The organism is Sulfurihydrogenibium subterraneum DSM 15120 (assembly GCF_000619805.1).
GTDB lineage: Bacteria > Aquificota > Aquificia > Aquificales > Hydrogenothermaceae > Sulfurihydrogenibium > Sulfurihydrogenibium subterraneum.
Genome location: NZ_JHUV01000009.1, coordinates 87,383 through 113,852, shown reverse-complemented (window position 1 = coordinate 113,852; position 26,470 = coordinate 87,383). Strand labels below are relative to the sequence as shown.

The 26,470-nt window shown below is 35.5% G+C and carries 24 protein-coding genes, 2 tRNA genes and 3 rRNA genes; 5 read left to right on the top strand and 24 right to left on the bottom strand.

All coding sequences use genetic code 11. The features are described 5' to 3' along the window. Positions 1 to 116: 116 nt before the first annotated feature. Positions 117 to 1,319, top strand: coding sequence for a methionine adenosyltransferase (locus tag Q385_RS0103645; RefSeq protein ID WP_028950361.1), 1,203 nt, complete (start codon positions 117 to 119; stop codon positions 1,317 to 1,319). Between the two features lie 4 nt (positions 1,320 to 1,323). Here the strand turns inward: Q385_RS0103645 and Q385_RS08840 are convergent, their stop codons facing one another. Genes Q385_RS08840 through folP form a run of 15 tightly spaced genes read right to left on the bottom strand, consistent with a single transcriptional unit; the run spans position 1,324 to position 13,561 of the window. Beyond that, positions 1,324 to 2,223 carry a YihY/virulence factor BrkB family protein gene (locus Q385_RS08840; protein WP_051524387.1) on the bottom strand — a complete coding sequence of 300 codons (900 nt, stop codon included), beginning with the start codon at positions 2,221 to 2,223 and terminating at the stop codon, positions 1,324 to 1,326. Beyond that, positions 2,220 to 2,513, bottom strand: coding sequence for a hypothetical protein (locus tag Q385_RS0103635; RefSeq protein ID WP_028950360.1), 294 nt, complete (start codon positions 2,511 to 2,513; stop codon positions 2,220 to 2,222). Before Q385_RS0103635 ends, Q385_RS08840 begins: the two co-directional genes overlap by 4 nt. Continuing rightward, the gene (locus Q385_RS0103630; RefSeq protein ID WP_028950359.1) at positions 2,510 to 2,797 is read right to left on the bottom strand and encodes a hypothetical protein; all 288 of its coding nucleotides are present in this window, start codon (positions 2,795 to 2,797) and stop codon (positions 2,510 to 2,512) included. Before Q385_RS0103630 ends, Q385_RS0103635 begins: the two co-directional genes overlap by 4 nt. Next, positions 2,794 to 3,033 carry a hypothetical protein gene (locus Q385_RS0103625; protein WP_028950358.1) on the bottom strand — a complete coding sequence of 80 codons (240 nt, stop codon included), beginning with the start codon at positions 3,031 to 3,033 and terminating at the stop codon, positions 2,794 to 2,796. Before Q385_RS0103625 ends, Q385_RS0103630 begins: the two co-directional genes overlap by 4 nt. A 13-nt stretch (positions 3,034 to 3,046) precedes the next feature. Beyond that, positions 3,047 to 3,430 (bottom strand): OsmC family protein, encoded by a 384-nt coding sequence (locus Q385_RS0103620; RefSeq protein ID WP_028950357.1) that lies wholly within the window; start codon positions 3,428 to 3,430, stop codon positions 3,047 to 3,049. Continuing rightward, complete coding sequence (locus Q385_RS0103615) at positions 3,423 to 4,103, bottom strand: endonuclease V (RefSeq protein WP_028950356.1); 681 nt, start codon at positions 4,101 to 4,103, stop codon at positions 3,423 to 3,425. The genes Q385_RS0103620 and Q385_RS0103615 overlap by 8 nt, the downstream gene beginning before the upstream one ends. Then, a complete protein-coding gene (gene rodA, locus Q385_RS0103610; protein WP_028950355.1) occupies positions 4,103 to 5,230 on the bottom strand; it encodes a rod shape-determining protein RodA in 1,128 nt (375 codons plus the stop codon). The genes Q385_RS0103615 and rodA overlap by 1 nt, the downstream gene beginning before the upstream one ends. Next, positions 5,227 to 7,023, bottom strand: a complete 1,797-nt coding sequence (mrdA, locus tag Q385_RS0103605) for a penicillin-binding protein 2 (RefSeq protein WP_028950354.1) — start codon at positions 7,021 to 7,023, stop codon at positions 5,227 to 5,229. Before mrdA ends, rodA begins: the two co-directional genes overlap by 4 nt. After that, positions 7,013 to 7,498, bottom strand: a complete 486-nt coding sequence (locus Q385_RS0103600) for a hypothetical protein (RefSeq protein WP_028950353.1) — start codon at positions 7,496 to 7,498, stop codon at positions 7,013 to 7,015. The genes mrdA and Q385_RS0103600 overlap by 11 nt, the downstream gene beginning before the upstream one ends. Then, positions 7,495 to 8,289, bottom strand: a complete 795-nt coding sequence (mreC, locus tag Q385_RS0103595; protein ID WP_028950352.1) for a rod shape-determining protein MreC — start codon at positions 8,287 to 8,289, stop codon at positions 7,495 to 7,497. The genes Q385_RS0103600 and mreC overlap by 4 nt, the downstream gene beginning before the upstream one ends. A gap of 12 nt (positions 8,290 to 8,301) precedes the next feature. After that, positions 8,302 to 9,339 carry a rod shape-determining protein gene (locus Q385_RS0103590; protein ID WP_028950351.1) on the bottom strand — a complete coding sequence of 346 codons (1,038 nt, stop codon included), beginning with the start codon at positions 9,337 to 9,339 and terminating at the stop codon, positions 8,302 to 8,304. Positions 9,340 to 9,348: 9 nt separating this feature from the next. Continuing rightward, on the bottom strand, positions 9,349 to 11,274 hold the full coding sequence (thrS, locus tag Q385_RS0103585; protein WP_028950350.1) for a threonine--tRNA ligase: 1,926 nt from the start codon (positions 11,272 to 11,274) through the stop codon (positions 9,349 to 9,351). Further along, positions 11,271 to 11,684 (bottom strand): YbbR-like domain-containing protein, encoded by a 414-nt coding sequence (locus Q385_RS0103580; protein ID WP_028950349.1) that lies wholly within the window; start codon positions 11,682 to 11,684, stop codon positions 11,271 to 11,273. Before Q385_RS0103580 ends, thrS begins: the two co-directional genes overlap by 4 nt. Further along, a complete protein-coding gene (gene cdaA, locus Q385_RS0103575) occupies positions 11,662 to 12,498 on the bottom strand; it encodes a diadenylate cyclase CdaA (RefSeq protein ID WP_028950348.1) in 837 nt (278 codons plus the stop codon). Before cdaA ends, Q385_RS0103580 begins: the two co-directional genes overlap by 23 nt. Continuing rightward, positions 12,491 to 13,561 (bottom strand): dihydropteroate synthase, encoded by a 1,071-nt coding sequence (gene folP / locus Q385_RS0103570; RefSeq protein WP_028950347.1) that lies wholly within the window; start codon positions 13,559 to 13,561, stop codon positions 12,491 to 12,493. The genes cdaA and folP overlap by 8 nt, the downstream gene beginning before the upstream one ends. A 196-nt stretch (positions 13,562 to 13,757) precedes the next feature. Between folP and Q385_RS0103565 the strand changes: the two genes are divergently transcribed. The 4 genes from Q385_RS0103565 to Q385_RS0103550 all read left to right on the top strand — a co-directional run bounded on the left by Q385_RS0103565 (position 13,758) and on the right by Q385_RS0103550 (position 16,480). Beyond that, positions 13,758 to 14,099: a DUF2173 family protein gene (locus Q385_RS0103565; RefSeq protein WP_028950346.1), complete on the top strand. Its 342-nt coding sequence runs from the start codon at positions 13,758 to 13,760 to the stop codon at positions 14,097 to 14,099. A 13-nt stretch (positions 14,100 to 14,112) separates the two neighbouring features. Continuing rightward, positions 14,113 to 14,439, top strand: a complete 327-nt coding sequence (locus Q385_RS0103560) for a DUF2173 family protein (protein WP_012674493.1) — start codon at positions 14,113 to 14,115, stop codon at positions 14,437 to 14,439. A 61-nt stretch (positions 14,440 to 14,500) separates the two neighbouring features. Then, positions 14,501 to 14,881: an SCP2 sterol-binding domain-containing protein gene (locus Q385_RS0103555; protein ID WP_028950345.1), complete on the top strand. Its 381-nt coding sequence runs from the start codon at positions 14,501 to 14,503 to the stop codon at positions 14,879 to 14,881. A gap of 3 nt (positions 14,882 to 14,884) precedes the next feature. Then, a complete protein-coding gene (locus Q385_RS0103550; protein ID WP_028950344.1) occupies positions 14,885 to 16,480 on the top strand; it encodes a sigma-54-dependent Fis family transcriptional regulator in 1,596 nt (531 codons plus the stop codon). Positions 16,481 to 16,484: 4 nt separating this feature from the next. On the opposite strand, the gene rrf is transcribed toward Q385_RS0103550, so the two are convergent. The 9 genes from rrf to Q385_RS0103505 all read right to left on the bottom strand — a co-directional run bounded on the left by rrf (position 16,485) and on the right by Q385_RS0103505 (position 26,453). Then, a 5S ribosomal RNA gene (rrf, locus tag Q385_RS0103545) occupies positions 16,485 to 16,602 on the bottom strand. Between the two features lie 43 nt (positions 16,603 to 16,645). Further along, positions 16,646 to 19,577, bottom strand: a 23S ribosomal RNA gene (locus Q385_RS0103540). A 60-nt stretch (positions 19,578 to 19,637) separates the two neighbouring features. Next, positions 19,638 to 19,710: transfer RNA gene (locus tag Q385_RS0103535), tRNA-Ala, on the bottom strand. A 7-nt stretch (positions 19,711 to 19,717) separates the two neighbouring features. Continuing rightward, positions 19,718 to 19,791, bottom strand: a tRNA-Ile gene (locus Q385_RS0103530). A gap of 72 nt (positions 19,792 to 19,863) precedes the next feature. Continuing rightward, a 16S ribosomal RNA gene (locus Q385_RS0103525) occupies positions 19,864 to 21,386 on the bottom strand. The 16S, 23S and 5S rRNA genes sit together here with 2 tRNA genes alongside, the layout of an rRNA operon. A gap of 380 nt (positions 21,387 to 21,766) precedes the next feature. Further along, positions 21,767 to 22,666, bottom strand: coding sequence for a DUF5655 domain-containing protein (locus Q385_RS0103520; protein ID WP_028950343.1), 900 nt, complete (start codon positions 22,664 to 22,666; stop codon positions 21,767 to 21,769). Positions 22,667 to 22,681: 15 nt separating this feature from the next. Beyond that, positions 22,682 to 24,976, bottom strand: a complete 2,295-nt coding sequence (locus tag Q385_RS0103515) for an endonuclease MutS2 (protein WP_028950342.1) — start codon at positions 24,974 to 24,976, stop codon at positions 22,682 to 22,684. Beyond that, positions 24,973 to 25,956: a UDP-3-O-(3-hydroxymyristoyl)glucosamine N-acyltransferase gene (gene lpxD / locus Q385_RS0103510; protein ID WP_028950341.1), complete on the bottom strand. Its 984-nt coding sequence runs from the start codon at positions 25,954 to 25,956 to the stop codon at positions 24,973 to 24,975. Before lpxD ends, Q385_RS0103515 begins: the two co-directional genes overlap by 4 nt. Next, positions 25,953 to 26,453, bottom strand: a complete 501-nt coding sequence (locus Q385_RS0103505; RefSeq protein ID WP_028950340.1) for an OmpH/Skp family outer membrane protein — start codon at positions 26,451 to 26,453, stop codon at positions 25,953 to 25,955. Before Q385_RS0103505 ends, lpxD begins: the two co-directional genes overlap by 4 nt. Positions 26,454 to 26,470 lie beyond the last annotated feature (17 nt).

The following is a 26,470-nucleotide window of genomic DNA, read 5'->3' as shown; positions in this document are numbered from 1 at the left end:
CCGTTTAAACTTCAATTTTAAGAAAAAATATTTTACACCTATTAAAAAAAATTTGCAAGATATATTAATTTATGCTAATCTAATTAACTCAAATTTTTCTCTTGAGGAGGTTTAGATTGGCAAATATCAACGTAGGTATTTTAGAGTTTGAAAAAGTATCTTCTCAGCCTGTTGAAATCGTTGAAAGAAAAGGAACAGGCCACCCTGATACTATCTGTGATGCATTAGCAGAAGAGCTTTCTATAGCTTTATCCAATCTCTATAGAGAAGAGTTTGGAGCAATTATGCACCATAACGTTGATAAAGCACTTTTAATAGGTGGTGTTGCAGACCCTCAGTTTAAAGGTGGAAAAATAGTAGAACCTATAGAGATATACCTAACAGGTAGAGCAATTGATGAAAAAGGTGGTAAAAAACTTCCTGTTAAGGAGCTTGCAGTAGAAACAGCTCACAAATGGTTAAAAGAAAACATCCCAAATTTAGATATTGTAAATCATGTAATCATTCATCCTAAGCTAAAACCTGGAAGTAAAGATCTTGTTGAGCTTTTTGAAAGATTCCAGTTAAAAGGTGAAATTCCTCTTGCTAACGATACTTCCTTTGGTGTTGGTTTTGCTCCTTTTTCTGATATTGAAACAATAGTTTACGAGCTTGAAAGAGCTTTAAACAATAAAGATTTCAAAAAAGACCATCCCTACGTTGGAGAAGATATTAAAATAATGGGTGTTAGAAATAAAGACAACATAAGAATTACAATAGCTATGGCTTTTGTTGATAAATACGTAAACGATATAAAAGATTACATAGAAAAGAAAGAAATTGTTACCAACTATGCTTATTCTATAGCTCAAAGATTAACAACAAAACACGTTGATATCTTTATAAACACAGCTGACGATATAGATAATCAATCCGTTTACATAACTGTAACAGGAACTTCAGCAGAAGCTGGAGATGATGGACAGGTAGGTAGAGGAAACAGGGTTAATGGACTTATCACACCTTACAGACCTATGAGCTTAGAAGCTGCAGCAGGTAAAAACCCTGTTAGCCACATTGGTAAGATTTATAATACAGCTGCAATGGATATGGCAGAAAGAATAGTAGCAGAGATTGAAGAAGTAGAAGAAGCATACTGCTATCTTGTAAGCCAGATAGGAAAACCTATAACCCAGCCTCAAGTTTGCGACGTAAAACTCAGAGCTACCTGTGATATCAACAAAATAAAAGACAAGGTTCTAAAGATAGCACAAGAAGAGATAGATAAATTACCAACTACTTGGCAGAAGTTCTTAAATAGACACTTTAGATTATATTAAAGATTTACTCGGAAGGGTTTCTACCTTCCGAGTGTTTACTATAATAGTAAAGTATCCTTTGACCTATTAATATAATATCAAACGACAACTTAACCCATACTAAAAAGGCAAATAAAGAACCTACAGTTAAAAATAATGGATTTTTTGATAAAAACTGAATAATCACACTTTCAAACAAGATTCTCATTATAAATAAACACGCAGAAACAAAAAAGATTATAAGAACTAATTTCCTTTTTTCCACTGTTATTGGGATGAAAAAGTAAAACAGAAGATATACTATAATAAAAAAAGTAAACATTTCAGATATATTTAACAAACTAAAAATAGTGTCTATGTTTTCATACAAAAAGTTTACAAAAACAACTAACCACTTTAAAAAAATAACATCAAAATTTTCTAAATAATTTTTAATCTCATCTACAAACTGTAGTAAAATCTTAAAAAGATAAAAGATAATAAAAATAATTACTAAAAAAGGCAAAGCCAAAATCGAAACAAATAACTTTTTTCTATCTGGAGTATATTCCAACTCCCAAATGTAATGAAAAGCCATCTGAATTGCTATAAACAGGTCTTTCCCAAAATAAAGAGATAAAAGAATACTGATTAAAGATAAATTAGTAGATAAGTTAGTATTGTAAAATTTTAAAACATTTTCCAAAAAATTTTCAGCAACATTAGGAAACAGTTTATAAACGATATAGTAAATTTCCGATATCTTTAAAAAAGCTATAAAACTTAAAATTGAAAAAACGAATATAAACAGTGGAAACATAGAAAGAAAAAAATAAAAAGATAACGCGGAACTATGATAACTATAATTTTTGTTAAAGTAATCTTTTATAGCTAAGATTAAAGAGATAAAAAATGGGACGAAAATCCCATTTAAAACCTTTATCAAGATTCTGTTTTAACTGCTTCTTCTAACTTCTTTACCTTTTCCTCGAGCTCTGCTATTTCTTTAGCTTTTTGTTCTTCTGTTAGTTCTTCTCCTCTTTTAACTAAGGATGATAATTTTTCCACTACATCATTAAATGCAGTTTTTGCTTTCTCAGTAAGCTCAATTTCTTTTAAAGATTCTTGTAAATCAGATAACTTTGCCAAAATCTCATCTTTTCTTTTATAGGCAAAGTACGCTCCAACAGCTGCTAAAGCAGAACCAAGTGCTATTAATACTGCTTTTTTGTTCATCGTATTTCCTCCTGTTTAATTAATTCTTCTAACTTTCTTATCTTATCTTCTACTATATTAAGTATAGCATCTTCTTGAGTTTTGTCAACATTATCAACTCTATCCTTTAAATCATTGATTATCTCATCAAATTTACTTTTGACATTTTGAGAAAACTTGGAATTTTTTATTTTCCATTCCAAATCTTTAATTTTTTCTTTAAGTTCTTCCCTTCTTGAATACACAAGATAACCCAATCCTATAGTAGCCAAAATAAATATTAAAAAGCTAATAAACTTTCTCATTTTTTACCTCTAAAAAATTTAAACATTCTAAAAACTCCTAAAACTCCCGACACTCCACTTACATTATCAATCAGCTTAGATACTTTTGGGTAAAGTTGCCTATAATCTGAGTGTATATCTTTAACTAAATCTCTAACTTTTAGTGCAACTATAACCCAGAAAATAGTTCTAATCAAAGACATAATAGCTATAAAAAACATTGAAAAAGCTATAACACCTAAAAAAAATGTTTCCATTATCCTACCCTTTTTAAATTAAGATTACGTTTATTTCTGGAGCTTTTATCATAGAGTTGCTTACAGTACAGCCTCTTTTTCCTATCGTGATAATTCTTTCTCTTTGTTCTGGAGTTAAATCTCCGTCAAAGGACACTTCTATGTCCACTTTTTCGTACCTGTTTTCTGTTTCGTGTTTTTTTCCTTTTACGTTTATCTTTAAATTAGATATACTTAAATTTTTATGTTTCACATAAGCATCTACTGTAATACCAAAGCAGTATCCGATAGATATAAGCATTAAGTCTGTGGCGTTAAAGGTTGTGTTAGAGAGATTTAAAATAAAATCCTTGTTTTCCATTCTACCTATAAAACCTTGATCTGTAAGTTCTATAACTGCTGTTTTTTCTTCAGCCATCTTTTACCTCTTGCAGAAGTTTTTTTCTATATTCTGTTAAATAGTTGTGAGCCAATCTAACAGGCTCAGGTAGTTTGTAGGATTTTATTGTTTTTATTATAACATAAAGAGAGCTGTTTAAGGATATGTTATTCCCAGGAGATATAAAGATAGGGTTAGTATTTTTTTTAACTCTTAAAGCATAACCTCTTAATTCTCCATCTGCGTAAACAGGATTGTAAGCCATTGGCTTGTTTTCTATTTGAGTGTACTTGCCATACAAAAGACTTTTACCACAACCGATACTAACTGTATCTGTAATAACTCCAAAATGGGAAGCTATCCCCATCTTTCTGGGGTGAAGTATTCCTTGACCGTCTAATATAAAAACATCAGGAACTGATTTCAATTTTTGATAAGCATCCATTATAGATGGAATCTCTCTAAAAGCTAAAAAGGTTGGTATGTATGGAAAGTCTATTTCTTTTTGTCCAAACACTACTTCAACAACAGAAAAATCCTCTAAATTTAAAACAACTATACAGCTTATAGCTAAGGTAGGTTCTTTGTAAGGGTCTAAAAAGGTAGTATCTATACCTGCTACTAACTTTATTTTATTTATGTTTATCTTATCTTCCAACTTTAATCTCTTAGCTAATTCTAACTGATTATTTTTTAAAGATTCTAAATCCATCAGTAATCTCCTATGTTTTCTGTATATAGTTGAAAGCTTTGTTTACTGTTTATGTACGAAATATTCAAAACTAAACCTATAAGAAAACTAAACATTATTAAAGCAGTTCCACCATAACTTAAAAATGGCAGAGGTACTCCTACAACTGGAGCTATGGCTAAGTTCATAGCAATGTTTATGAAAGATTGAAAAGCTATTAAAGAAGCTACTCCGTAGCATATAAACTTTCCAAACATATCTTTTAACTGCCTTCCTATAAAAAATATTCTCAAAGATAAAACAAGATATAAAGATACAAGTAAAAAAGATACAACAAATCCCCACTCTTCTCCTATAGTTGCAAATATAAAGTCTGTGTGCTGTTCAGGTAAGAAGTAGTACTTTGATTGGGAACCTTGAAGGTATCCTTTACCTGTTAACATTCCCGAACCTATGGCTATTTTTGATTGAATTATATGATAAGCAGTTCCTTTTGGGTCAGCTTCTGGATTTAAAATAGCAATTATTCTATTTTTCTGATAATCTTTAAGGTGAGTCCAAACTAAAGGAGAAATAAGGACAAGTACTAAAGCAAAACCAATTATGTATCTTAACTTAAATCCAGCTAAAAATACCATAGCAAAAACAGGTAATAGAAGCATTATACCGCTTCCTAAATCTGGTTGAGTGTATATTAAAACAAAAGGTATAGACGAAAATAACATTAACTTTAAAAAGTCTTTAAAGGATAAAGGAAGTTTTGAAGATGATATGTAATTTGCTGAAAAAAATATCATAATAGATTTCATAACTTCTGATGGCTGTAGCTGAAAAAATCCAAGGTTAATCCATCTTTTTGCACCTAAAATCGTTGTTCCGATAAACTTTACTAAAACAAGTAAAAAAATACCTAAACCGTAAAGGTAAAAAGATACAGAAGACAACCATCTGTAATCAAATAGAAAAGTAGTTGTTAAAATTATAAAAAAAGAAAATACTGCAAAAATTATCTGTTTAATGTATAAGTTTGAAAATTCATGGTAAGATGCACTGTATATGTTAAAAATGCTAAATATAATTAAAAATAATGCTATAAAAAAGACAATAACATCTATTTTTTTAAGTTTTTCAAATATTAACTCTTTCATTTAACATCTACTACTCCCTCTTTAAAAGCTCTTTTTAGTATATTTGCCATTAAAGGAGCTGCAACTCCACCACCACTTTCTCCATGCTCTACAAACACTACTCCTGCCAATTTAGGGTCTTCATAAGGTGCAAAGCTTATAAACCAAGCATGGTCTCTTAGATCCCATTTACTATGTTTCTTCTGCCGTGTAAGATAAGTATAAACCTGAGCTGTACCTGTTTTCCCAGCATTCTTTACTGGAACCGATTTTAAAGCTTTAGCGGTGCCTTGAGGTCCATAAACCACAAGGTACATACCATACCTTACTGTATCTAAATTCCATTTTTTCATCTTTATAACTCTTATAACTTCTGGATTTAGAGATACAAACATCTGTTTTTTATTATCATAATATCCTTTTATTATCTGTGGTTTTAACACTTTTCCACCATTTACTATTGGTACTACTATTTTAGTAGCATCAAAAGGAGTTATAGAGAGATAACCTTGCCCTATGCTCAAGTTAACAGTATCTCCATGAAACCATGGCTGTTTTAAAACTTTCTTTTTCCACTCTCTATTTGGAACGATTGCCACTTTTTTCTCAATCTCAGGATTTAACTTTTCTCCTATACCAAATAGTTTAGTATATTTATAAATATCATCAACACCTAATTTTAAACCTACTTGATAATAAAAAGTATCGCACGACATCTCTAATGCTTGAGCTACGTTTATATAACCACATCCTGCTTTATTCCAGTTTCTATATTTGTACTTTCCTATGCTAAATTCTGAACCGCTTAGTATTCTTGTTTCAGGAGTTATTACACCTTCTTCTAATGCCGCTATACTTACTAAAGGCTTATATATAGAACCTGGAGGATACCTTCCACTAAATACTTTATCAACTAAAGGAGTGTATTTATCCCCAGTTAAAGCCTGCCATTCTTCTAATTTTAATCCTTCATAAAATTTTTGTAAATCGTAAGTAGGATAGCTAAGAGCTGCTAAAATTTGATAACTGTTTGGGTCTACAATAACGACAGCTCCAGATTTATGTCCAGATGATTTAAATGTTTCGTATATAATCTTTTGAAGTCTTATATCTATACTTAAATAAATATCATTTCCTTTTTGAGGGTCTTTTTCCCAGAGGATTTTCTTTTGTCTACCAAATGCATCAACTAAAACCGCTTTTTGTCCTGCTTTTCCTCTTAAAATATGGTCATAAATTTTCTCTATTCCACTTTTTCCTACAAGTGTGCTTAAAGTTATATCAGGATTTTTTTCTACCTCTTCTTTTGTTGGGTATCCAACGTATCCGATTATATGAGGTAAGTAGTTTGCTTCAGGAGTGTATACCCTTTTTGGAACAACTTCAAGATAAAAACCTTTAAGCATGTAGCTATAATTATAAAAATTCTCAACATCTTTTTGATTTAAATTTTTTTTCAAAGTTATCTTCGGAAGTAGATTTTTCTTTATAATATTTTGATTTTTCTCATCTAAATCTATTTCAAAGAGATTTTTTAAAATAACTTTTAAATCTTCAATCTTATAGTTTTCTTTAACAATATAAGGAAAAGCTATTAAATCAAAAGTTGGGACATCGTAAGCAAGTAAAACACCGTTTCTGTCGTATATCTTTCCACGGGGAGGGTTTGACTCAAATATCTTGATATAGTTTCTATTAGATATCTCTGCATAATATTGTCCCTTTATTATCTGAAGATAAAAAAGTCTTCCAACAAGAATTAAATAAACTAAAAATATAACAGTTATTAAAAAATAAAATCTATTAAACTTCATCTTTTTTTATCAAAAACGTATCTAAGTAATAGATTACATAAATCATCACTACATTTGAAAGAGTGTAAAATATTAATATAACCTTGTCTCTTTCTGAAAAAAATCCAGTTGAAAAGTAGCTATAGCCTGTCTTTAAACTGTAGACTATAAAGCTAAAAAGAAAAATTGTTAAAACCTTTAATAAGAAGTTAAACTGTATAAACTTTGCTTTAAAACTTAGAATGTACATAGCAGAAAAAAAGTAAGAAAATGCGTTTATAAAAGTCTTATCAGGATTGATAAGGTCTAAAAATATTCCTGCAAAAATGCCAACAATTTTTGCTAATGTTTCTTTACCTTCTATCACAAGCCAAAAAATATAAACCAAAAGAAAATCTGGTACTATAGCTAAATTTAGTAAACTTTTAAAAATCAGACTTGATTGTAAAATAATAAGTAGTAATAAAATTAAAAAGTACTTTCCATAGTGAATCATCTTTGAACTACCAAAACATAGTTTAAGTTATAAGGATAGTAAAACGTTTCCACCTCCACATCCCTAAAAAACTCACCTTCTTTTGTAGATATTTTCCTAACAATCCCCACTGGAATACCTTCTGGACTACCAGAATTTACAACTGTTGTTTCGACTATATCCGAAAGTCTTATATCTTGCTCAGGACGAACATACTTTAATATTCCTCTTTTATAATCTAAACCATTGTAAAAACAAATCTCTCCAGTTTTCCGTGTTCTAACTGTTATTTTAAAATTTTTATCATTAACAGACATTACTTGTGAATATCTATCTCCTACCAACTTTACAATACCTATAAGGTATCCTCGATTAACAACAATATCTCCTTCTTTTATACCCTCATTTCTCCCTAAATCAATAATAAAGCTATTAACCCAGTTGTCAGGAGAAAAACCTACTACTTTTGCGACAAATGTCTTTTTAAAACCGTAAAAATTTTTTAATTCTAAAAGATTCCTCAGCTCATCATTTTCTGTTTTTAAATAAGATAGTTTTTGATTTTCTAACTTTAAGAACTCTGTCTGTTTTTTTAAACTTTTATTTTCTTCTTCCATACTCTTTTTGTCTTTAAGGTATGTTGAAAAACTTTTAAAAGCTTCCATTACATTAACAATAACATTGTTAGGTAAACCGATTAGGTCTATAGACGTTTTTTTAAAAAAAGAGGAAAAAATGATTATTATCGTTATAGATATAAGTATAAAGAATATTAAAGTCTTTAAGAAAAGTTTTTTAACATCTTTAATCAAATCCTTTACCTATCATCTAAAAGAAACTCTTTTTATAAGGTCGATGTTTTGTAAAGCTTTTCCTATACCTCTTGCAACCGCAGTTAACGGGTCATCACAGTAAACAACAGGAAGGTTTGTTTCATTTTTTAATCTTTTATCAAGTCCGTAAATTAAAGACCCACCACCAGCTAAAACAATACCTCTTTCAACTATATCTGCAGCTAATTCTGGTGGTGTCTTTTCTAAAGTTGACTTTACCGCATTAACAATCTGAATGATAACATCTTCCAGAGCTTCTCTAATATCTTTACCTGTAATTGTTATACTTCTTGGCATTCCTGCCATATCTCTACCTCTAATCTCCATCGTTTTATTATCTCTTTCTGATTCTATAGCAGACCCAAGATTTATTTTTATATTTTCTGCAGTTTGTTCACCTATTAATATATGGTAGTTTCTTTTTAGATAGTTTATAATAGCTTCGTTCATTTCATCTCCAGCTATCCTAATGGAATTAGATATCACCAATCCCGATAGAGATATAACAGCTATTTCAGACGTTCCTCCTCCTATGTCAACTATCATATTTCCACCTGGTTGCTCTATAGGTAGTCCTGCACCTATTGCAGCTGCCATAGGCTCTGCTATAAGGTAAACCTCTCTTGCACCTGCTTGCCTTGCAGCATCTATTACAGCTCTTTTTTCAACAGTAGTAATTCCTGACGGAACTCCTATTATTACTCTTGGTCTTGGATTTATAAGCTTTACAAGTGGAAAGTTGTTGTGGACTTTTTGGATAAAGTATTTAAGCATTGCTTGAGTTGTATCAAAATCAGCTATAACACCGTCTTTTAATGGTCTTATAATCTGTATGTGTTCAGGTGTTTTACCTACCATTTCTTTAGCTTCTTTTCCAACAGCTAAAACCTTGTTTTGAACCTTATCTACTGCAACAATTGAAGGTTCTGTTAATACTATTCCTTTTCCTCTAACAAAAACCAACGTATTTGCAGTTCCTAAGTCTACCCCTATGTCGTTAGAAAACATTCCAAGAATCTTACCTATCATATTAACTCCTTATTTCTTTTCTTTTATTAAAAATCTTATCTTTTCAACAAAGTTATCTATGCTCATACTTTCTGTTTTACCAACTCCTTTTTCTCTTACAGATAAAGAGTTATTCTCTATTTCTTTATCTCCTATAACCAACATAAACGGAACTTTTTGTAGCTCCGCATCTCTAATTTTCTTATTCATTCTTTCACTTCTATCATCTACTTCTACTCTTACTTTGTTTTGTAAAAGAATGTCTTTAACTTTGTTTGCAAAATCTAAATGTTTATCAGCTATAGGAATAATCTTAACCTGAACAGGGGAAAGCCATACTGGTAAAAATCCTGTATAATGTTCTATAAGCACTCCAATAAATCTCTCTATAGACCCAAAAATAGCCCTGTGGACCATATAAGGTCTGTGTCTTTGGTTATCTTCTCCTATATAGTACATATCAAAACGCTCTGGAAGGTTAAAATCAAACTGGATAGTAGAACACTGCCACATTCTTCCTATGGCATCTTTTATTTTAACGTCAATTTTTGGACCGTAGAAAGCTCCTCCACCTTCATCAACTTTGTAATCAAGACCTGTAGACTCTATAGCTTTTCTTAAAGACTGGGTAGCTACCTCCCACATTCTATCATCACCAACAGATTTTTCTGGTCTTGTTGAAAGATAAATTTCAAATTCTTCAAATCCATAGGATTTTAAGGTTTCTAACGCAAAGTTTAAAACCTCTTTAATTTCATCTTCTACTTGGTCTTCTCTACATATAATATGAGCATCATCTTGGGTGAATCCTCTAACTCTCATAAGTCCGTGGAGAGCTCCACTCCTTTCGTATCTGTAAACCGTTCCAAGCTCTGCAAGTCTTATAGGTAATTCTTTATAACTTCTTTGCTTTGATTTGTATATCTCAACGTGGAAAGGACAGTTCATAGGTTTGACGTAATATCCTTCCTCTTCTATCTGCATTCTGGGGTACATATTCTCTTGGTAGAAAGATAAGTGTCCACTTGTTTGCCATAAGTGTTCTTTACCTACATGGGGAGTGTAAACCAGCTGATATCCTCTTTTTAGATGTTCTTCTTTCCATGCATCTTCTATCTCTTTTCTTATAATTGCACCTTTTGGAAGCCATATTGCAAGCCCACCACCAACTTCCTCATCAATCATAAACAGTTCTAACTCTTTACCAATTTTCCTATGGTCTCTTTTCTTTGCTTCTTCTAACATATTTAAATAATCTTTTAGATCTTTTTCAGTCCAGAAGGCAACGCCGTATATTCTTTGGAGCATTGGGTTAGTTTCTTTACCTCTCCAGTAAGCTCCAGACACTGATACAAGTTTAAATGACCCAGCTTTATCTGTAGAAGGAAGGTGTGGTCCCCTACAAAGGTCAACAAAATTCCCCTGTTCGTAAAGTGAAATAGGCTCTCCTTCTGGAATGTTGTGTTTTATAATATCTATTTTGTATATCTCTCTTTTTTCTTCAAAAAATTTTACAGCTTCTTCTCTTGGCAGCTCGTACCTTTCTATCGTATAGCCATTTTTTATTATATCTTTCATTTTTTCTTCTATTTTTGGAAGGTCTTCATCTGTAAGTCTTACCCCTTCTATCTCTACATCGTAGTAAAAACCATTCTCAGTAGTAGGACCTACACCAAGGTGAACATTTTTATCTCCATAGATTTCCTTTAAAGCTTGAGCCATAATGTGAGCTAAAGAGTGTCTAAGAATTTCAAGACTTTCTGGGTCTTTTTTTGTTAAAAACTTTAAACTACCAGATTTTCTTATAGGAGTGTGTATATCTACAATTTCTCCCTCAAACTTCCCCCCAACAACATCTTTAAACTTGCCATTTAGATTTTGTAAAATCTCCTTTAATGTAATTCCTTCTGGATAGCTAAACTTTTGGTTTAAATCTTCTATAAAAATCTCTATCATTGGTTCTCCTTGTTTTGAGTAGAATTTTTGTAAGTAAATATTATAACATTTTCAGGCTGTATTGATACAACCTTATATTTAGAAGAGTTAATAATTACTTCTACAGGAAGTTCATTTTTACCCTCTTTTAATTTATCCCCTCTAACAAAAGTTTTTAATTTAATATCATCGAATTTGTCTGAATATTTACCTTCTAAAATTACTTTTACCTTTTCAGGTTTTATTTTTTTAACGTCTAAATCTTGTGGAATATCTATTATATCAACATAACTGTATACCTGAAATTTAGAGTGGGTTTGAGATGAGACGTTAAGCCAAAGTAAAAAAGACACAATAAAAGAAAGAACTTTTAAAGAAAAGTTTTCAAAAACTACAATTTTTAATTTTTTAAGTTTGTTTTTTAGCTTCATTTTTTTCTCTTAACTTTTTTCTTAGTATTTCAAAAGTAGTGGGTTTTTCTACACCTAAAAATTTGTAGAGTTTTTTTCTTAAACCTAAAATATCCAGACTTTTGTAGATTTTACCATCTACACAAATTGATATCTCTCCTCTTTCTTCTGAAACAACTATTGCAACAGCATCTGTTTCCTCAGATATGCCTATTCCAGCTCTATGCCTCGTTCCTATTTTCTCAGGAACTTCTGAAGATATTGTAAGAGGTAAAAAAGCCCTTGCGTAAGCTACCTTTCCTTCTTTTATAATAACAGCTCCATCATGAAGAGGAGTTTGAGGTGTAAATATGGTAATTAAAAGCTCAGAAGATACTTCACTATCTAATTTTACCTGACCTTCTATGTAATTTGATAAATCCACATTCCTTTCAAAAACTATTAACGCTCCTATTTTCCTTTCAGCCATAAACAAACAAGCCCTTATAACATCATCTATTACCTTTTTATTTCCAGAAGAAAAAAACTTAAAAATACCTTTTTCACCTAACTTTGCAAGTCCTCTACGAAGCTCTGGTTGAAATATTACAAATATCGCAAATATACCTATACTCCATAGATTTTCAAAAATCCATTCTAAAGTATTCAAGTTTAAGATTTTTGCTAAAAGCCACACAGATAGCAAAAATAAAAGTCCTATAAGTATTTGCCAGCCTCTCGTTCCGGCTAAGAATTTTAAAAGAAAGTAGATTATGACAGAAACTATTAAAATATCAAGTATATCTTTGAACTCTATTGATGTTAAAACACCCAGTAAAGAATAAATATCATTCAACCCTATAGCCTCTTATAGTGTCTAAAATAGTCAGAAACTCTGCTGTTTCTTTTACATCATGAACTCTAACTATGTGAGCTCCGTTTAAAACAGCATAAGCTGTAGCACCTAATGAAGCATATAATCTATCTTTCGGTGGAATATCTTTTTTAGTTAAGAGATTTTTAAGTATAACATTCAAAAAAGATTTTCTTGAAATACCAATTAAAATCGGAAGTCCTAAAATCCTAAACTCAGAAAGTCTCTTTATAATCTCTACATTATGTTCAACTCTTTTACCAAATCCTATACCTGGGTCTATTATAAATCTATCTGGTCTAATACTATTCTCCAGTCCCCACCTTATCTGCTTTTTAAAAAATTCAACTATATCATATACAACATCATCGTAATAAATATCCCCTTTTTGCATATCTTTTGGGGTTCCTTTTATATGATTTATAATCACAGGGCAGTCGTACTTAGCAACAACTTTTGCCATCTCAGGGTCAAAACTCATACCACTTATGTCGTTAACTATATCTGCTCCTTCGTCTAAAGCAGCCTTTGCAACAACTGATTTATAAGTATCTACAGATATAAAAAATCTATCTCCAAGATGTTTTCTTAAAGCTTTTATGACAGGTATAACTCTATCTAACTCTTCATCTGCTGAAACAGGTTCAGCTCCAGGGCGAGTTGACTCTCCCCCTACATCTATAATATCAGCTCCATGTTCAAGCATCTTTGAGACTTTGTCTACTATATAGTTAATATCTTTATAATTTTCACTTCCGTTAGAAAAAGAATCTGGTGTAACGTTAACAACCCCCATAATAGCAGTTTTAACTCCAAGATTTAAAAATTTACCTTTATAGTTAATTTTAAAATATTTTTTATGTAAATTAACCCATTGTTGAGATAGCTCTTTTGCTTCTTCTCTTTTGTTATTTGCAAGTAATTGGTTAATAGTTTCTTTAAACTGGTCTTCGTTTTCTACTACAACAGGAGTTAAAAAAGGGTCATTAAAATAGATTTTATAAACAGATTTTTCTACTTGCTTTATGACAGGAAAGCTTCTCACAAAAATCTCCTTCAAAAGTTTTTAAAAATATTATATCTCAATAAACTCTGCAACAGTTATTGCAACACACTTGCAACATTGCAACGGTTATGCAACACTCAACATTTATAAAATCCCATAAAAAATCAACAACTTAAATATTTGGCATTAATATTGCTATATATAGTATTGAAATCTTTTTTAGGAGGTAAATAAAATGGCAACACTTTCAAAACTCAAAGAACTTATGTCTTTACCAGGGGCTGTAGCAGCTGGAGAATTTTCAGATGACGGCAAGCTATTGGCTTATTACGGAGACATATCAGAGAAAGCGGCAGAAATAGCTGCCCTTATGTGTGCTGCAAATAAAGCTATTGGAAACATGCAAGCAAAAGGATGGAGCGCTTACACAGGTAAAGATGGATTTTGGCCAGTACAAGGTTTTGCGGTAGCAGCTGGTAAGTATGCAGCGTGCATTATGGGAAGCGTAGGAGTTTTTGTAGAGCTTGACAAGGCAGATTTTGACAAAACTTTTGAGACATTAAGCAAATACATCTAAGGAGGTAAGGAAAATGGCAGACTTAAAAAAACTTATGAGTATCAAAGGTGTTTTTGCAGCAGGAGAGTTTAATCCAGATGGAACATTAGTAGCTTTTGAAGGTGATATTACAGAAGAAGAAGCAGCAATGGCAGCTGCTATGTGTGCTGCAAACAATGCAATGGCAAAAATGCAAACAGATGGATATACAGCATTTTCTGGCCAAGAATGGACACCACTTTTAGGCTGGGCTCTAACAGGTCCTAAGTACTCTGTATGTGTAGCAGGAAATGTAGGCGTTTTTGTTAAAAACGATGAAGTTTCATTCAACGAAGTATTCAAAGCCCTTCTTTCGGCTTAACACTTTACCTTCGGGGGTCTTATCCCCCCTTTTTTAATTAAAAAATCTGAAGGAGTATAGTATGGCAAAATTTTTATCAGAAGAATGGATAAATCTTTACAAAGAAGAGTGGAACAAAAATGAAAAATTAAAAGAGGGTTTAAAAAATTTCTCTGCAAGTATAAAATACTATATAGAAGGTAAAGAAAATGATGCAGTTCACCTTATAGTAGAAAACGGTATTGCAAAAGAAGCTGGAAAAGCAGACAATAGAAAGTATGACTTTGAAATGTGGGCTACAGAGAAAGATTGGCAAACTTTAGCTAAAGGAGAGATGGGTCCTAAAGCAGCAATGCTTACAAAAAAATTAAAGTTCAAAGGTTCTATGATAACTGCTATGAAATACATGGGTCCTTTTGAAGAAAGTTTAAAAATGATGGGAAAAGTACCTACGGAGTGGTAAGATTTGGATTTAAAAATTTTAGATGATTTATCAAGTGGTGTTGTCTTTATTGATTTAAATAAAAAAATAAAATATTTGAATAAATCTGCAAAAAATATAATTAAAAAGGAGGAGGGGGATTCCTGTTTCGGATCTTTTGATTTATGTAAAAGCTGTCCTATTGATAAGTTCCTTAAAAATGGCAAATTTGAAAAAATAGAAAATTTTGACACAAAGTTATCTTGCTGTAATAAAACAGTCTGTTATTCCATAACCCCTGTTTATAAAGATGGTAAAGTTATAGGCTTTTTAGAGGAATTTAGAGACTCAACAAAGTTGTATGAATACATAGAAGAGATAAGAAAAGAGAAAGAGTTTAACAAAATAGTTCTGGATTCTGTAATAGACGCCATCATTGTAGTTGACGAACAAGGTAAGATAATAGAGTACAACCAAATAGCAAAAAATCTTATATGTAAAGAAACAGATATAAAAGGAATGAATATAGAACTTCTTCTTAATAAAAAATTATCAGAATTACCTACAAATAGAGAAGATTTATTTATAGAAACGCCAGCTTTAGGAAAAATTAAAGTATCTTTAGTTGCAACACCTATGAAAAACTTTAGAGGCAGAATAGTATCTTTTTATGTAGTTCCTGAATGTATGCTATCCAGTGATAATGTAGGTAAAACCAGACTTATCTCAAAAAGTCCTGTAATGAATTATGTAATAGAAATTGCTAAAACAGTTGCTGATACTAACGCTAACATACTTTTAGAAGGAGAATCGGGAACTGGAAAAAATGTTTTGACAAAGTATATTCATAACCTATCATCAAGAAGAGATAAACCTTTTGTAAAGATAAACTGTGCTGCAATTCCAGAGAATCTATTAGAATCAGAGCTATTTGGTTATGTAAAAGGTGCCTTTACAGGAGCTTTAAAGGATAAACCAGGAAAAGTAGAACTGGCAGACAAGGGAACCTTATTTTTAGACGAAATAGGTGAGCTCCCAATCTATTTACAAAGTAAACTTTTACATCTTATACAAGAAAAAGAATTTGAAAGACTAGGAGATTTAAAAACAAGGAAAGTAGACATAAGAATAATTGCAGCTACAAACAAAGACTTGCACAAACTTGTAAAAGAAGGAAAATTCAGAGAGGATTTATATTATAGATTAAAAGTTATATCAATAAAAGTTCCCTCCTTAAGGGAAAGAAAAGAAGACATACCATTTTTGATTAATTACTTTATTGAATTTTATTCAGAAAATTATAAAAAGAAAATTAAAAAGATTTCTCCGGAAGCACTAGAGATATTACTAGAATATAATTATCCTGGAAATATAAGAGAATTAGAAAATATAATAGAAAGAGCTGTAATACTAAGCGAAAATGGTATTATAGACATAAAACATCTTCCAAATGATGTATTAAATTATAAAAATACTAAAAATATATATCCTAATGAAAAAATCAATAAAATCTCTGAAAAAGAAACTCTTTTACAAGCATTAAAACAAGCTAATGGAAATAAAACTATAGCTGCAAAGATATTAGGAATTGATAGAGTAACTCTCTGGAGAAAGTTAAAGAGGTATGAGATAGAGATATAAGAGGCCCCGGCGTCGACCTACTTTCCCGATCGGTCTCCCGATCAGTATCATGGGCGCTGGTGGGCTTAACTGCCGGGTTCGGAATGGAAGCCGGGTGTTTCCCCACCGCTATGGACACCAGGGATTCTTGACAATTGAATAAGATAGTAGGTCAGTAAGTAGAATAAGGCCAAGCCAAACGGGCTATTAGTACTGCTTGGCTCCACCCGTCACCGAGCTTCCACCTGCAGCCTATCTACGTGGTAGTCTCCCACGGCCCTTCAGGGATACCTTATCTTGAGGTGGGCTTCACGCTTAGATGCTTTCAGCGCTTATCCCGTAGCAGGATGGCTACCCAGCGCTGCTCTTGGGAAACAACTGGTACACCAGAGCCTGCCCCATCCCGGTCCTCTCGTACTAAGGATGGCTCCTCTCAAGTATCCTGCGCCTGCGGCGGATAGGGACCGAACTGTCTCACGACGTTCTGAACCCAGCTCGCGTGCCGCTTTAATGGGCGAACAGCCCAACCCTTGGGACCTACTTCAGCCCCAGGATGCGACGAGCCGACATCGAGGTGCCAAACCCCGCCGTCGATATGGGCTCTTGGGCGGGATTAGCCTGTTATCCCCGGAGTAGCTTTTATCCGCTGATCGCATGCCCTTCCACGCGGAACATGCGGGTCACTAAGCCCTGCTTTCGCATCTGCTCGACTTGTCAGTCTCGCAGTCAGGCACCCTTATGCCTTTGCACTCTAACGGTGGATTTCCGACCCACCTGAGGGTACCTTTGGGCGCCTCCGTTACCCTTTAGGAGGCGACCGCCCCAGTCAAACTGCCCGCCTGACATTGTCCCCGCTGTGGATTACACAGCTGGGTTAGATTACCCACACACTCAGGGTGGTATCTCACCGGTGGCTCCAGCACCCCCGAAAGGGTGCCTTCTTAGCCTCCCACCTATCCTGCGCAGAGTATGCAGGCAATCAGTGTCAGGGTACAGTAAAGCTTCACAGGGTCTTTCCGTCCTGCCGCAGGTAGCCGGAATCTTGACCGGCACTACAATTTCACCGGGACTCTCCTCGAGACAGCGTCCAGATCGTTGGACCATTCATGCAGGTCGGAACTTACCCGACAAGGAATTTCGCTACCATAGGACCGTTATAGTTACGGCCGCCGTTTACCCGGGCTTCGGTTCTGGGCTTGCACCCATCCCCTTAACCTACGGGCACTGGGCAGGTTTCACACCGCATACGTCCTCTTTCGAGTTTGCGCAGTGCTGTGTTTTTGGTAAACAGTCGCCTGGACCTGGTTTCTGCGACCCACCTTCCGGTGGGCACCCCTTATTCCGAAGGTACGGGGTCAGTTTGCCGAGTTCCTTGAGGAGAGTTACCCCGATCGCCTTAGGCTGCTAACCCACTCCACCTGTGTCGGTTTCCGGTACGGTCAGCTAACCTTCATCGACCACGACATTGTTTCTTGGCAGTCTGAAGTCATCTCGGTTGAGCAGCTTGAAGCTGCTCTCCTCATCACGCCTCAGGCTGTTTGAGAGACGGATTTGCCTATCCCTCACCCTCGGTCGCTTGAAGGGTGCAATCCGTATCACCCCCGAGACTATCCTCCTGCGTCATGCCTTGGCCTCCAGTTAGCTGGTGCAGGAATTTTAACCTGCTTCCCATCGGCTACTGCTTTCGCCCTCGCCTTAGGGTCCCGACTAACCCAACCCTGATTTTCATTGGATTGGAAACCTTGGAGTTCCGGCGGACAGGTTTCTCACCTGTCTTCGCTGCTACTCATACCAGGATTCTCACTACCCAGCAGTCCATCACTCCTTACGGTATGACTTCTTCCCGCTGGGTACGCTCCCCTACCGATTGCCTTTTGGGCAATCCCGCAGCTTCGGTGGCATGCTTAGCCCCGTTAAATTTTCGGCGCAGAGTCTCTCGACGAGTGAGCTGTTACGCACTCTTTAAAGGATGGCTGCCTCTAAGCCAACCTCCTCGCTGTCTTAGAAACTCTACATCCTTCTCCACTTAGCATGCACTTTGGGACCTTAGCTGGCGATCTGGGTTGTTTCCCTCTCGACTACGGAGCTGATCCCTCGTAGTCTCACTGCCAGGCTACCTATCCGGGCATTCGGAGTTTGGTTGGGTTCGGTACCCCTTTCGGGGCCCTAGCCCATTCAGTATCTCTACCTCCCGGAAGGAACGCCTGACGCTGCACGTCGATGCATTTCGGGGAGAACGAGCTATCACGGAACGCGATTGGCTTTTCACCCCTATCCACACCTCATCCAACTGTGTTGCAGCACCGATTGGTTCAGGCCTCCAGACGGTGTTACCCGTCCTTCACCTTGGGCATGGATAGATCGTTCCGCTTCGCGTCTGCAGCATGCGACTATTAGCGCCCTTTTCGGACTCGGTTTCCCTTCGCCTTCGCCTATCGGCTTAAGCTTGCCGCATACCGCAACTCCCTGGCTCATTTTCCAAGAGGCACGCAGTCGGACTTTTATTGTCCTTCCACTGGTTTGTAGATCCATGGTTTCAGGTTCTCTTTCACTCTCCTTCCGGAGTTCTTTTCACCTTTCCCTCGCGGTACTATGCGCTATCGGTCAGCCAGTAATATTTAGCCTTACCCAGTGGTCTGGGCTGATTCCCACTACCTTTCACGGGGGCAGTGGTACTCGGGATCATATCTCAGGAAGACCTCCAGGTTTTGCATACGGGGCTTTCACCCTCTATGGCGTAGCTTTCCAGCTACTTCTGCTACCTGTCGGTTTTGTAACTTCCTGAGAAGCCGGCAGACTTCTCCAGATATGTCCCTCTACCCCGACGTAGCTAAGGCTGCCGCCATGGCACTACGTCGGTTTAGGCTCTTCCCCGTTCGCTCGCCGCTACTTAGGGAATCCCTTTCGGTTTCTTTTCCTCGGACTACTAAAAGGTTTTACTTCGTCCGGTTCGGCTCCTCTTTTGAGGATACCAGCCTATGGGCTGGTGGGTTTCCCCATTCGGGTATCCTCGGATCATCGCTCGCTTGCAGCTCCCCGAGGCTTTTCGCAGCTTGCCACGCCCTTCTTCCCTTCTGGCTGCCCCAGGCATCCACCATGGACCCTTAGCAGCTTGGCCTTTTATTCTACCTACTTCCTACTACCTTATTCAATTGCCAAGGTCTTTATTTTTTTCCTATGGAGACGAGGGGACTTGAACCCCTGACCCTCTGCGTGCAAAGCAGATGCTCTCCCATCTGAGCTACGTCCCCATTCCTATGGGCCTTAGTGGACTTGAACCACTGACCTTACCCTTATCAGGGGTACGCTCTAACCGCCTGAGCTAAAGGCCCTTAGCAGTTTATTAAGGAGACCATTGTAAAGAGCAGGCCTTTCCTGTAGCCTTTTGTATAGGTTTTCCCTATAAAGGAGGTGATCCAGCCCCAGGTTCCCCTAGGGCTACCTTGTTACGACTTCGCCCCAGTCATCAGGCCCATCATCGGCCCCTGCCTCCTCGCGGTTAGCTCGGGGACTTCCGATGAACCCAACTCCCATGGCGTGACGGGCGGTGTGTACAAGACCCGGGAACGTATTCACGGCGACATTGCTGATTCGCCATTACTACCGATTCCGCCTTCATGGGGGTGAGTTGCAACCCCCAATCCGCACCACGACAGGGTTTAGGGGATTTGCTCCGCATTGCTGCGTCGCGTCCCATTGTCCCTGCCACTGTAGCGCCTGTGTAGCCCAGGGCATAAAGGGCATACTGATCTGACGTCATCCCCTCCTTCCTCCGACTTATCGCCGGCAGTCTCCTGTGAGTACCCGGCTTTACCCGCTGGTAACACAGGACAAGGGTTGCGCTCGTTGCGGGACTTAACCCAACATCTCACGACACGAGCTGACGACGACCATGCACCACCTGTGCGGCGCGGCTATGAATAATCATAGCCTAGGATACTTTCATACCCGACACACCGCATGTCAAACCCTGGTGAGGTTTTTCGGTTAGCATCGAATTAAACCAGACGCTCCACCGGTTGTGCGGGTCCCCGTCAATTCCTTTGAGTTTCAACCTTGCGGCCGTACTCCCCAGGCGGGATGCTTAACGCGTTTGCTTGCGGCACAGCCTACTCTCGTAGGCTACATCTAGCATCCATCGTTTACGGCTAGGACTACCCGGGTATCTAATCCGGTTTGCTCCCCTAGCTTTCGTCCCTCAGCGTCAGGTCAGTTCCAGTCGGCCGCCTTCGCCACTGGTGTTCCTCCCGATATCTACGCATTTCACCGCTACACCGGGAATTCCGCCGACCTCTCCCTGCCTCAAGTCCGGCAGTTTGGAAGGCAATTCTACGGTTGAGCCGTAGGATTTCACCTTCCACTTACCAGACCGCCTACGGACCCTTTACGCCCAGTAATTTCGCGCAACGTTCGGGACCTACGTATTACCGCGGCTGCTGGCACGTAGTTAGCCGTCCCTTATTCCTGGGGTACCGTCATTGTCTTCCCCCAGAAAAGGTGTTTACACCCCGAAGGGCTCCTTCCACCACGCGGCGTTGCTGGGTCAGCCTTTCGGCCATTGCCCAATATTCCCCACTGCTGCCCCCCGTAGGGGTGCGGGCCGTGTCTCAGTCCCACTGTGACCGATCATCCTCTCAGACCGGTTACCCGTCGTAGCCTTGGTGAGCCTTTACCTCACCAACTAGCTGATGGGACGCAGCCCCATCCATAGGCACCCGTAAGGGCTTTGGAGTCCCCTCTTTATTGGGTATTAGCCACCCTTTCGGATGGTTATCCCCAACCTATGGGTAGGTTAGCTACGTGTTACTCACCCGTTTGCCGGTCGCCAGCACTACTACCCGAAGGTAGTAGCCTGCTGCCCCTCGACTTGCATGTGTTAGGCACGCCGCCAACGTTCGCGCTGAGCCAGGATCAAACTCTCCAAAGTAATCTTCGAGTTTACCCGCTCTCTACTTGGTCTCCTTATTCAACTGCCAAGGTCCTTTATCTCAGCCGATTATGGCTGCTGATTTTTGACAGATATCCAGTTTATCATACTTGACTTTCTCTGTCAAGTACTTTTTTTATTCACCTTATTCGCTTCTCATTTTTGGGATATTTATTTTATCCCTTTTTTATCTCTTTGTCAAGAGGTTTTTTATTCTTTGCACTTACATATTCTCTTCTACAAAAGAGATATTCATTATATTCTTTCTAACTTTAAATGTCAAGTCCTTTTTTTCTTAACTCTTATTCTCTTGTCATTGCAGACTATATGTTATACTCATTTCTTATGTATAGTCAAGAGGTTATATAAGTTCTTATCTATTATCTATTATATTCATAACTTTGTTTAATTAACTCGAAAGCTTTTTCTACATCGTCAGACAAATCTATTTTTATTTCGTAATCACCATTTCCCCAATGACCTATTGGCTTTGGTTTTGTTAAGTCTCTTGCTAATCCCCATTTATCTTTTAATGTTCCACTCTTCATATTTAAAAATATTTTCAGTGAATTAGATAAAATAACTATATCTACAAAATTTGTAGAAAGTTTATAAGCAATATACCTGGCTTTAGGTTCTTCTATTATATTTTTATCCAAGGACATTATTTTTTCTCTTAAGATGTAAAATAACTCCTTAATTTTCTCGTTTTTGTCTGAAAGATGATCCTCTATAGAATATTGAAGCTTTTCTATTTTTCTTCTTTCTTTATGAATTAATTCTCTTTTATCCCTTTTAACTTGTTCATAATTTTCAGTTTCTATATGAAAAATACCACTTTCATAAATAGCATACTTCAAAAGTTCAATTCTAATCGGAAGAATTGCAACTGTATCAATGTCAAACTTACTAAAAGACTCAGCGATGCAAATTACACGTGGTGAATTCCAATCTATTTTAACTTCCATGTTCTTGTCTTTACATAATTTTTCAAACTCTGCTTTATGATCTAAAAGCCAGCGTAGGTATGATAAAGCTTGATTAATAACATTTTCATTTTTGCCAATTTTGTATTCAATGATAACTGGTGAACCATTTTTGTCAATTCCTAAAGTATCAATTCTACCTCCCCATGTAGTAGGATATTCAGAAGCTAAAAAATTAATATTCAGAATCTCTTCTAAATTATCTTCAAATAACTTTTGAATGTCCCGCTCTGATTTTTCGGTGTTTATGTGAAGCTTTCTTATTTTTTTATTTTTTATTATAAAAATAGCCATTTTATTACCTCTTTTTCACTCTAAATAAACAATGGTAGCCCCCATACCGCCTTCGTGATAGGGGGCATCTTCATACCTTATTTTATATGGAAGTTTATCAAGGTACTCTCTTACAGCTTTTCTTAGTACTCCTGTGCCATAACCGTGTATTATTTTAAACGTTGTTAAACCTTGCATTAATATACTGTCTATATACTTTTCTAACTCTTTTATTGCTTCCTCTTTTGTTTTTCCTATTAGGTTTATTGATGGCATTACATTTACAGATGGTTTTGATACTTTTACTGTTTGTTTTTCTTCTTTTTTTTCATCTTTAACTTTTTCAAGTTTTGATAAATCTACCCAAACTTTTAACCCACCAAAATCTACATTTGCTTTATCTTCTCTTATTGCTATAACAGTTCCCTTTTGAGCTTTTCCTTTAAGTCTGACTGTGTCTCCTTCTTTTATCTCTTCTTTAATTTCTTCTTTTTCTAAACTCTCAATTTCTAATTTTTTCGTTTTTATAAATCTCTCTAACTTGCTTCCTGATTTTTCTTCTTTTACCTGTCTTAAAATTTCATAACCTTCTTCTTTTAGATTTTTTATATAATCCTGGATATCTTTTAGACTTTCTTTCCATTTTTGCTTTCTGTCTTGCTCTAACTGCCTAACAAGTTGGTCATACTTTTGTTTCTCTTCTTCAAGTTGTCTTTTCAATATATCAATTTCTTTTATTTTTTCTTCATACTGAGCTATCATTTTAGAAAGGTTAGAAGCCATATCTTGAAACTTTAGAATATCTTCTTCAACGTACTTTTTAGCTGTGTGAAGGATTTTTTCAGGAAGTCCAAGTCTTTCTGCTATGTAAAATGCCATACTTTCGCCAACTGTGTTGTAGTAAACCTTATATGTAGGCTGTAATGTTTCTTTATCAAAACCTACAGATGCTGTATTGTAATAATCACTACCTAATGCGTACATTTTGACTTTTTTAAGGTGGGTTGAAGCAATCACAAAACAACCCTTTTCTCTTACATACTCTAAAATTGCTATACCTAATGCAGATGCAAAATCTGGGTCTGTTCCTGGAATAAGTTCGTCAAACAAAAGTAAACTGTTTTCAGTTGATAACTCTAAAATTTCTTTGATATTTTTTACGTGGTAAGAGAATGTAGATAGGTTTTCTTCTATACTTTGATAATCTCCAATGTCTATAAATACACTGTCAAAAACTCTGATAGTAGAGTTTTCATCTACTGGGATAGGAATTGCTGTTTTGTATAGAAGAGATAACAGTCCTGCTGTTTTTAATGTAACTGTTTTACCCCCTGTATTTGACCCTGTTATTATAAGTCCTTTTTTATTTTCTACTATTATGTCAATAGGGTTAAAAGGCTTGTTTTTAAGTAAAAATATAGGATGTCTTGCATTGTATAGTCTTAAATATTTATCTTGGTTTGGAAATATACATTTATATTCTTTTGCATACCTTACTTTTGCTTGAAGAATGTCAAAGTCTAAAATAGCTTCAAAGGATTTTTTTATAAAGTGTATCTTTGACCTTACTAAGTCTGTTAAAAATTTTAATATCTTTCTTATTTCTATCTGCTCTTGAAGTTTTAAGTCTGAAAGTTTATTGTTAAGAGGGACAACTTCAAATGGCTCTATGTAAACCGTATTTCCAGAAGAAGACCTGTCTAAGATTATTCCTTTTATTTTATAGGTGTAATTGTACTTTACAGGTATAACAAAGCGTTCTCTTCTTATTGTTATTATTTTTTCTTGTATTGCTCCTTCGTATGCAGGTTTGTTAAGTATGTTTTCTAAAACTTTGTTTATTTTACTTTCTACTTCTTTTATCTCTTTTCTTATTCTTGATAGGTCTGTGGAAGCTGTATCTTTGACAGAAAAGGTATTATCTATACTGTCTGTTATTGCTTTTTCTAACTCTCTAAGGGGCGTAAGGTCTTGATATAGACTTTTTAAAACTTGAACCTGTGATATATCTATGTAAGATTTTACTTCTTTTACAGCTTTAAGTAGTGATGATATTTCTAAAAGGTCTTTAGGTGATAAGATACTGTCTTCTATAACAGCTAAGTTTAAAGCTTGGGATATGTCTGGATACTCTGTAAGTGGTAGGTATCCTTTTTTTATAAAAAGGTCGTAAAGCTCTTGAGTTTTTTGGATTTCTTTTTGTAGTTTTTCTAAATTGTTAAAAGGTCTTAGACTTACGATGTGTTTTTTTGTAAGGTCGCTGTGTGTATAAGATGACAGTAATTCTAAAAATTTATTATACTCTATTGATTCTAAATTTCTTTCTCTCATTCTACCTTAAACTTTTTTATTATTTCTGGAAGTTTATAAATAACTGCCATTACCCTTTTCCACTTTTTCCACTCTATAGCGTTTATAGAACTTCCGTATATTCCACTTTCAGTAATATTACTTCCAACTCCTGATTTTGCCGTTATTATTACGTTGTCTGTTATTGTGATGTGGTCTGCAACCCCTACCTGCCCTGCCAAAATAACGTTGTTTCCTATATTACAGCTTCCAGCTATTCCTACTTGAGATACTAAAACTGTGTTTTCTCCTATCTTACAGTTGTGTCCTATCATAACAAGATTATCTATCTTAGTTCCTTTTTTGATAACAGTTTCATCTACCAAAGCTCTGTCTATTGTTGTATTTGCACCGATTTCTACGTCATCTTCTATAATTACTTTTCCTATGTGTTTGATTTTTTTCCTTCGATTTCCTTCTTGGTAGTATCCAAAACCATCGGAAGCTATCACAGTTCCTGAGTGTATTATTACATTGTTTCCTATTTTTGTGTCTTTATAGATTACAACTGATGGGTAGATTATACAGTTATCTCCTATTTCTGTATTTTCTCCTATGTAAGAAAATGGGTATATAACTGTATTTTTTCCTATCTTTACGTTATCTTTTATAACAACGTAATCATTTATAACTGCTGAATTGTCTATAATTACGTTTTTACCTATCACAGCTTTATCTGATACAAATCCTTCTTGTTTTTCTTCTGGATAGAAGATTTCTATTAGTTTATAAAATGCAATATCAGGTTTTTCTACTATAAGCTGTGGTATGTCTAAACTTTCTATAAAGTATGGTGTTAATACAGCTCCTGCGTTCGTTTTTGTTAGTTTTTTTGGGTCTTTTACAAAAGTTAAATCTTCTTTTGTTGCAGTATCTACACTTTTGAGATTTTTAATCTCAATATCCTGTTTTAAGTTCTCTACTTTTGCGTTTATTAAGTTAGCTATCTGACTTAACTTCATTTTTGCTTGTTGTACTCCTTTAGTACGTCGTTTGTTATGTCAAGTTTAGGACTTGCATACAGTACTCCACTTACAAGCCCGCCGTAAAAAATAGCGTCAAGGTTTCTTTCTTTAGCTATCTTCTCTGCTATTTTCTTTATTTCCATAACCATGTTTTTTTCAGCTTCTGCTTTCATCTTTGCAAGTTCTTCATTTGCCTGTGCTTCTAAGGACTGAAGCTGTCTTGCTAAATCTCTTAACTCTTTTCTTTTCTCTTCTTTTACATTATCTTTTAAAGCTGGACTTTGAAGCTGTTTTTGAAGGTCTTGGATTTTATTCTGTAATTCTTTTGCTTTGTTTTGATAATAAGAAAGTTTGTTTTCTAAATCTTTTTTATACTTCTTTCCTTTTTCTGACTCATTCATAACTTTCTCCATATCAACGTATGCTAAATTTGCAGCTTTTGATATTCCAGAAATAACAAAAATCATCATTAAAACTGATAAAAACTTTTTCATCTCTTAACCTCTCAAAT

Coding starts and splice junctions, on each gene's coding strand:
- Q385_RS0103615 (WP_028950356.1), bottom strand. CDS start 4,103: ATGGATTTAGAATCTTTAAAAAATAATCAGTTAGAATTAGCTAAGAGA.
- Q385_RS0103590 (WP_028950351.1), bottom strand. CDS start 9,339: ATGATAGGTAAGATTCTTGGAATGTTTTCTAACGACATAGGGGTAGAC.
- lpxD (WP_028950341.1), bottom strand. CDS start 25,956: ATGAAGTTAAGTCAGATAGCTAACTTAATAAACGCAAAAGTAGAGAAC.
- Q385_RS0103625 (WP_028950358.1), bottom strand. CDS start 3,033: ATGGAAACATTTTTTTTAGGTGTTATAGCTTTTTCAATGTTTTTTATA.
- Q385_RS0103580 (WP_028950349.1), bottom strand. CDS start 11,684: ATGAAGCTAAAAAACAAACTTAAAAAATTAAAAATTGTAGTTTTTGAA.
- rodA (WP_028950355.1), bottom strand. CDS start 5,230: ATGAAAGAGTTAATATTTGAAAAACTTAAAAAAATAGATGTTATTGTC.
- Q385_RS0103560 (WP_012674493.1), top strand. CDS start 14,113: ATGGCAGACTTAAAAAAACTTATGAGTATCAAAGGTGTTTTTGCAGCA.
- Q385_RS0103600 (WP_028950353.1), bottom strand. CDS start 7,498: ATGATTCACTATGGAAAGTACTTTTTAATTTTATTACTACTTATTATT.
- Q385_RS0103555 (WP_028950345.1), top strand. CDS start 14,501: ATGGCAAAATTTTTATCAGAAGAATGGATAAATCTTTACAAAGAAGAG.
- Q385_RS0103515 (WP_028950342.1), bottom strand. CDS start 24,976: ATGAGAGAAAGAAATTTAGAATCAATAGAGTATAATAAATTTTTAGAA.
- Q385_RS0103505 (WP_028950340.1), bottom strand. CDS start 26,453: ATGAAAAAGTTTTTATCAGTTTTAATGATGATTTTTGTTATTTCTGGA.
- thrS (WP_028950350.1), bottom strand. CDS start 11,274: ATGATAGAGATTTTTATAGAAGATTTAAACCAAAAGTTTAGCTATCCA.
- Q385_RS0103620 (WP_028950357.1), bottom strand. CDS start 3,430: ATGGCTGAAGAAAAAACAGCAGTTATAGAACTTACAGATCAAGGTTTT.
- Q385_RS0103565 (WP_028950346.1), top strand. CDS start 13,758: ATGGCAACACTTTCAAAACTCAAAGAACTTATGTCTTTACCAGGGGCT.
- Q385_RS0103520 (WP_028950343.1), bottom strand. CDS start 22,666: ATGGCTATTTTTATAATAAAAAATAAAAAAATAAGAAAGCTTCACATA.
- Q385_RS0103635 (WP_028950360.1), bottom strand. CDS start 2,513: ATGAACAAAAAAGCAGTATTAATAGCACTTGGTTCTGCTTTAGCAGCT.
- mrdA (WP_028950354.1), bottom strand. CDS start 7,023: ATGAAGTTTAATAGATTTTATTTTTTAATAACTGTTATATTTTTAGTT.
- Q385_RS0103630 (WP_028950359.1), bottom strand. CDS start 2,797: ATGAGAAAGTTTATTAGCTTTTTAATATTTATTTTGGCTACTATAGGA.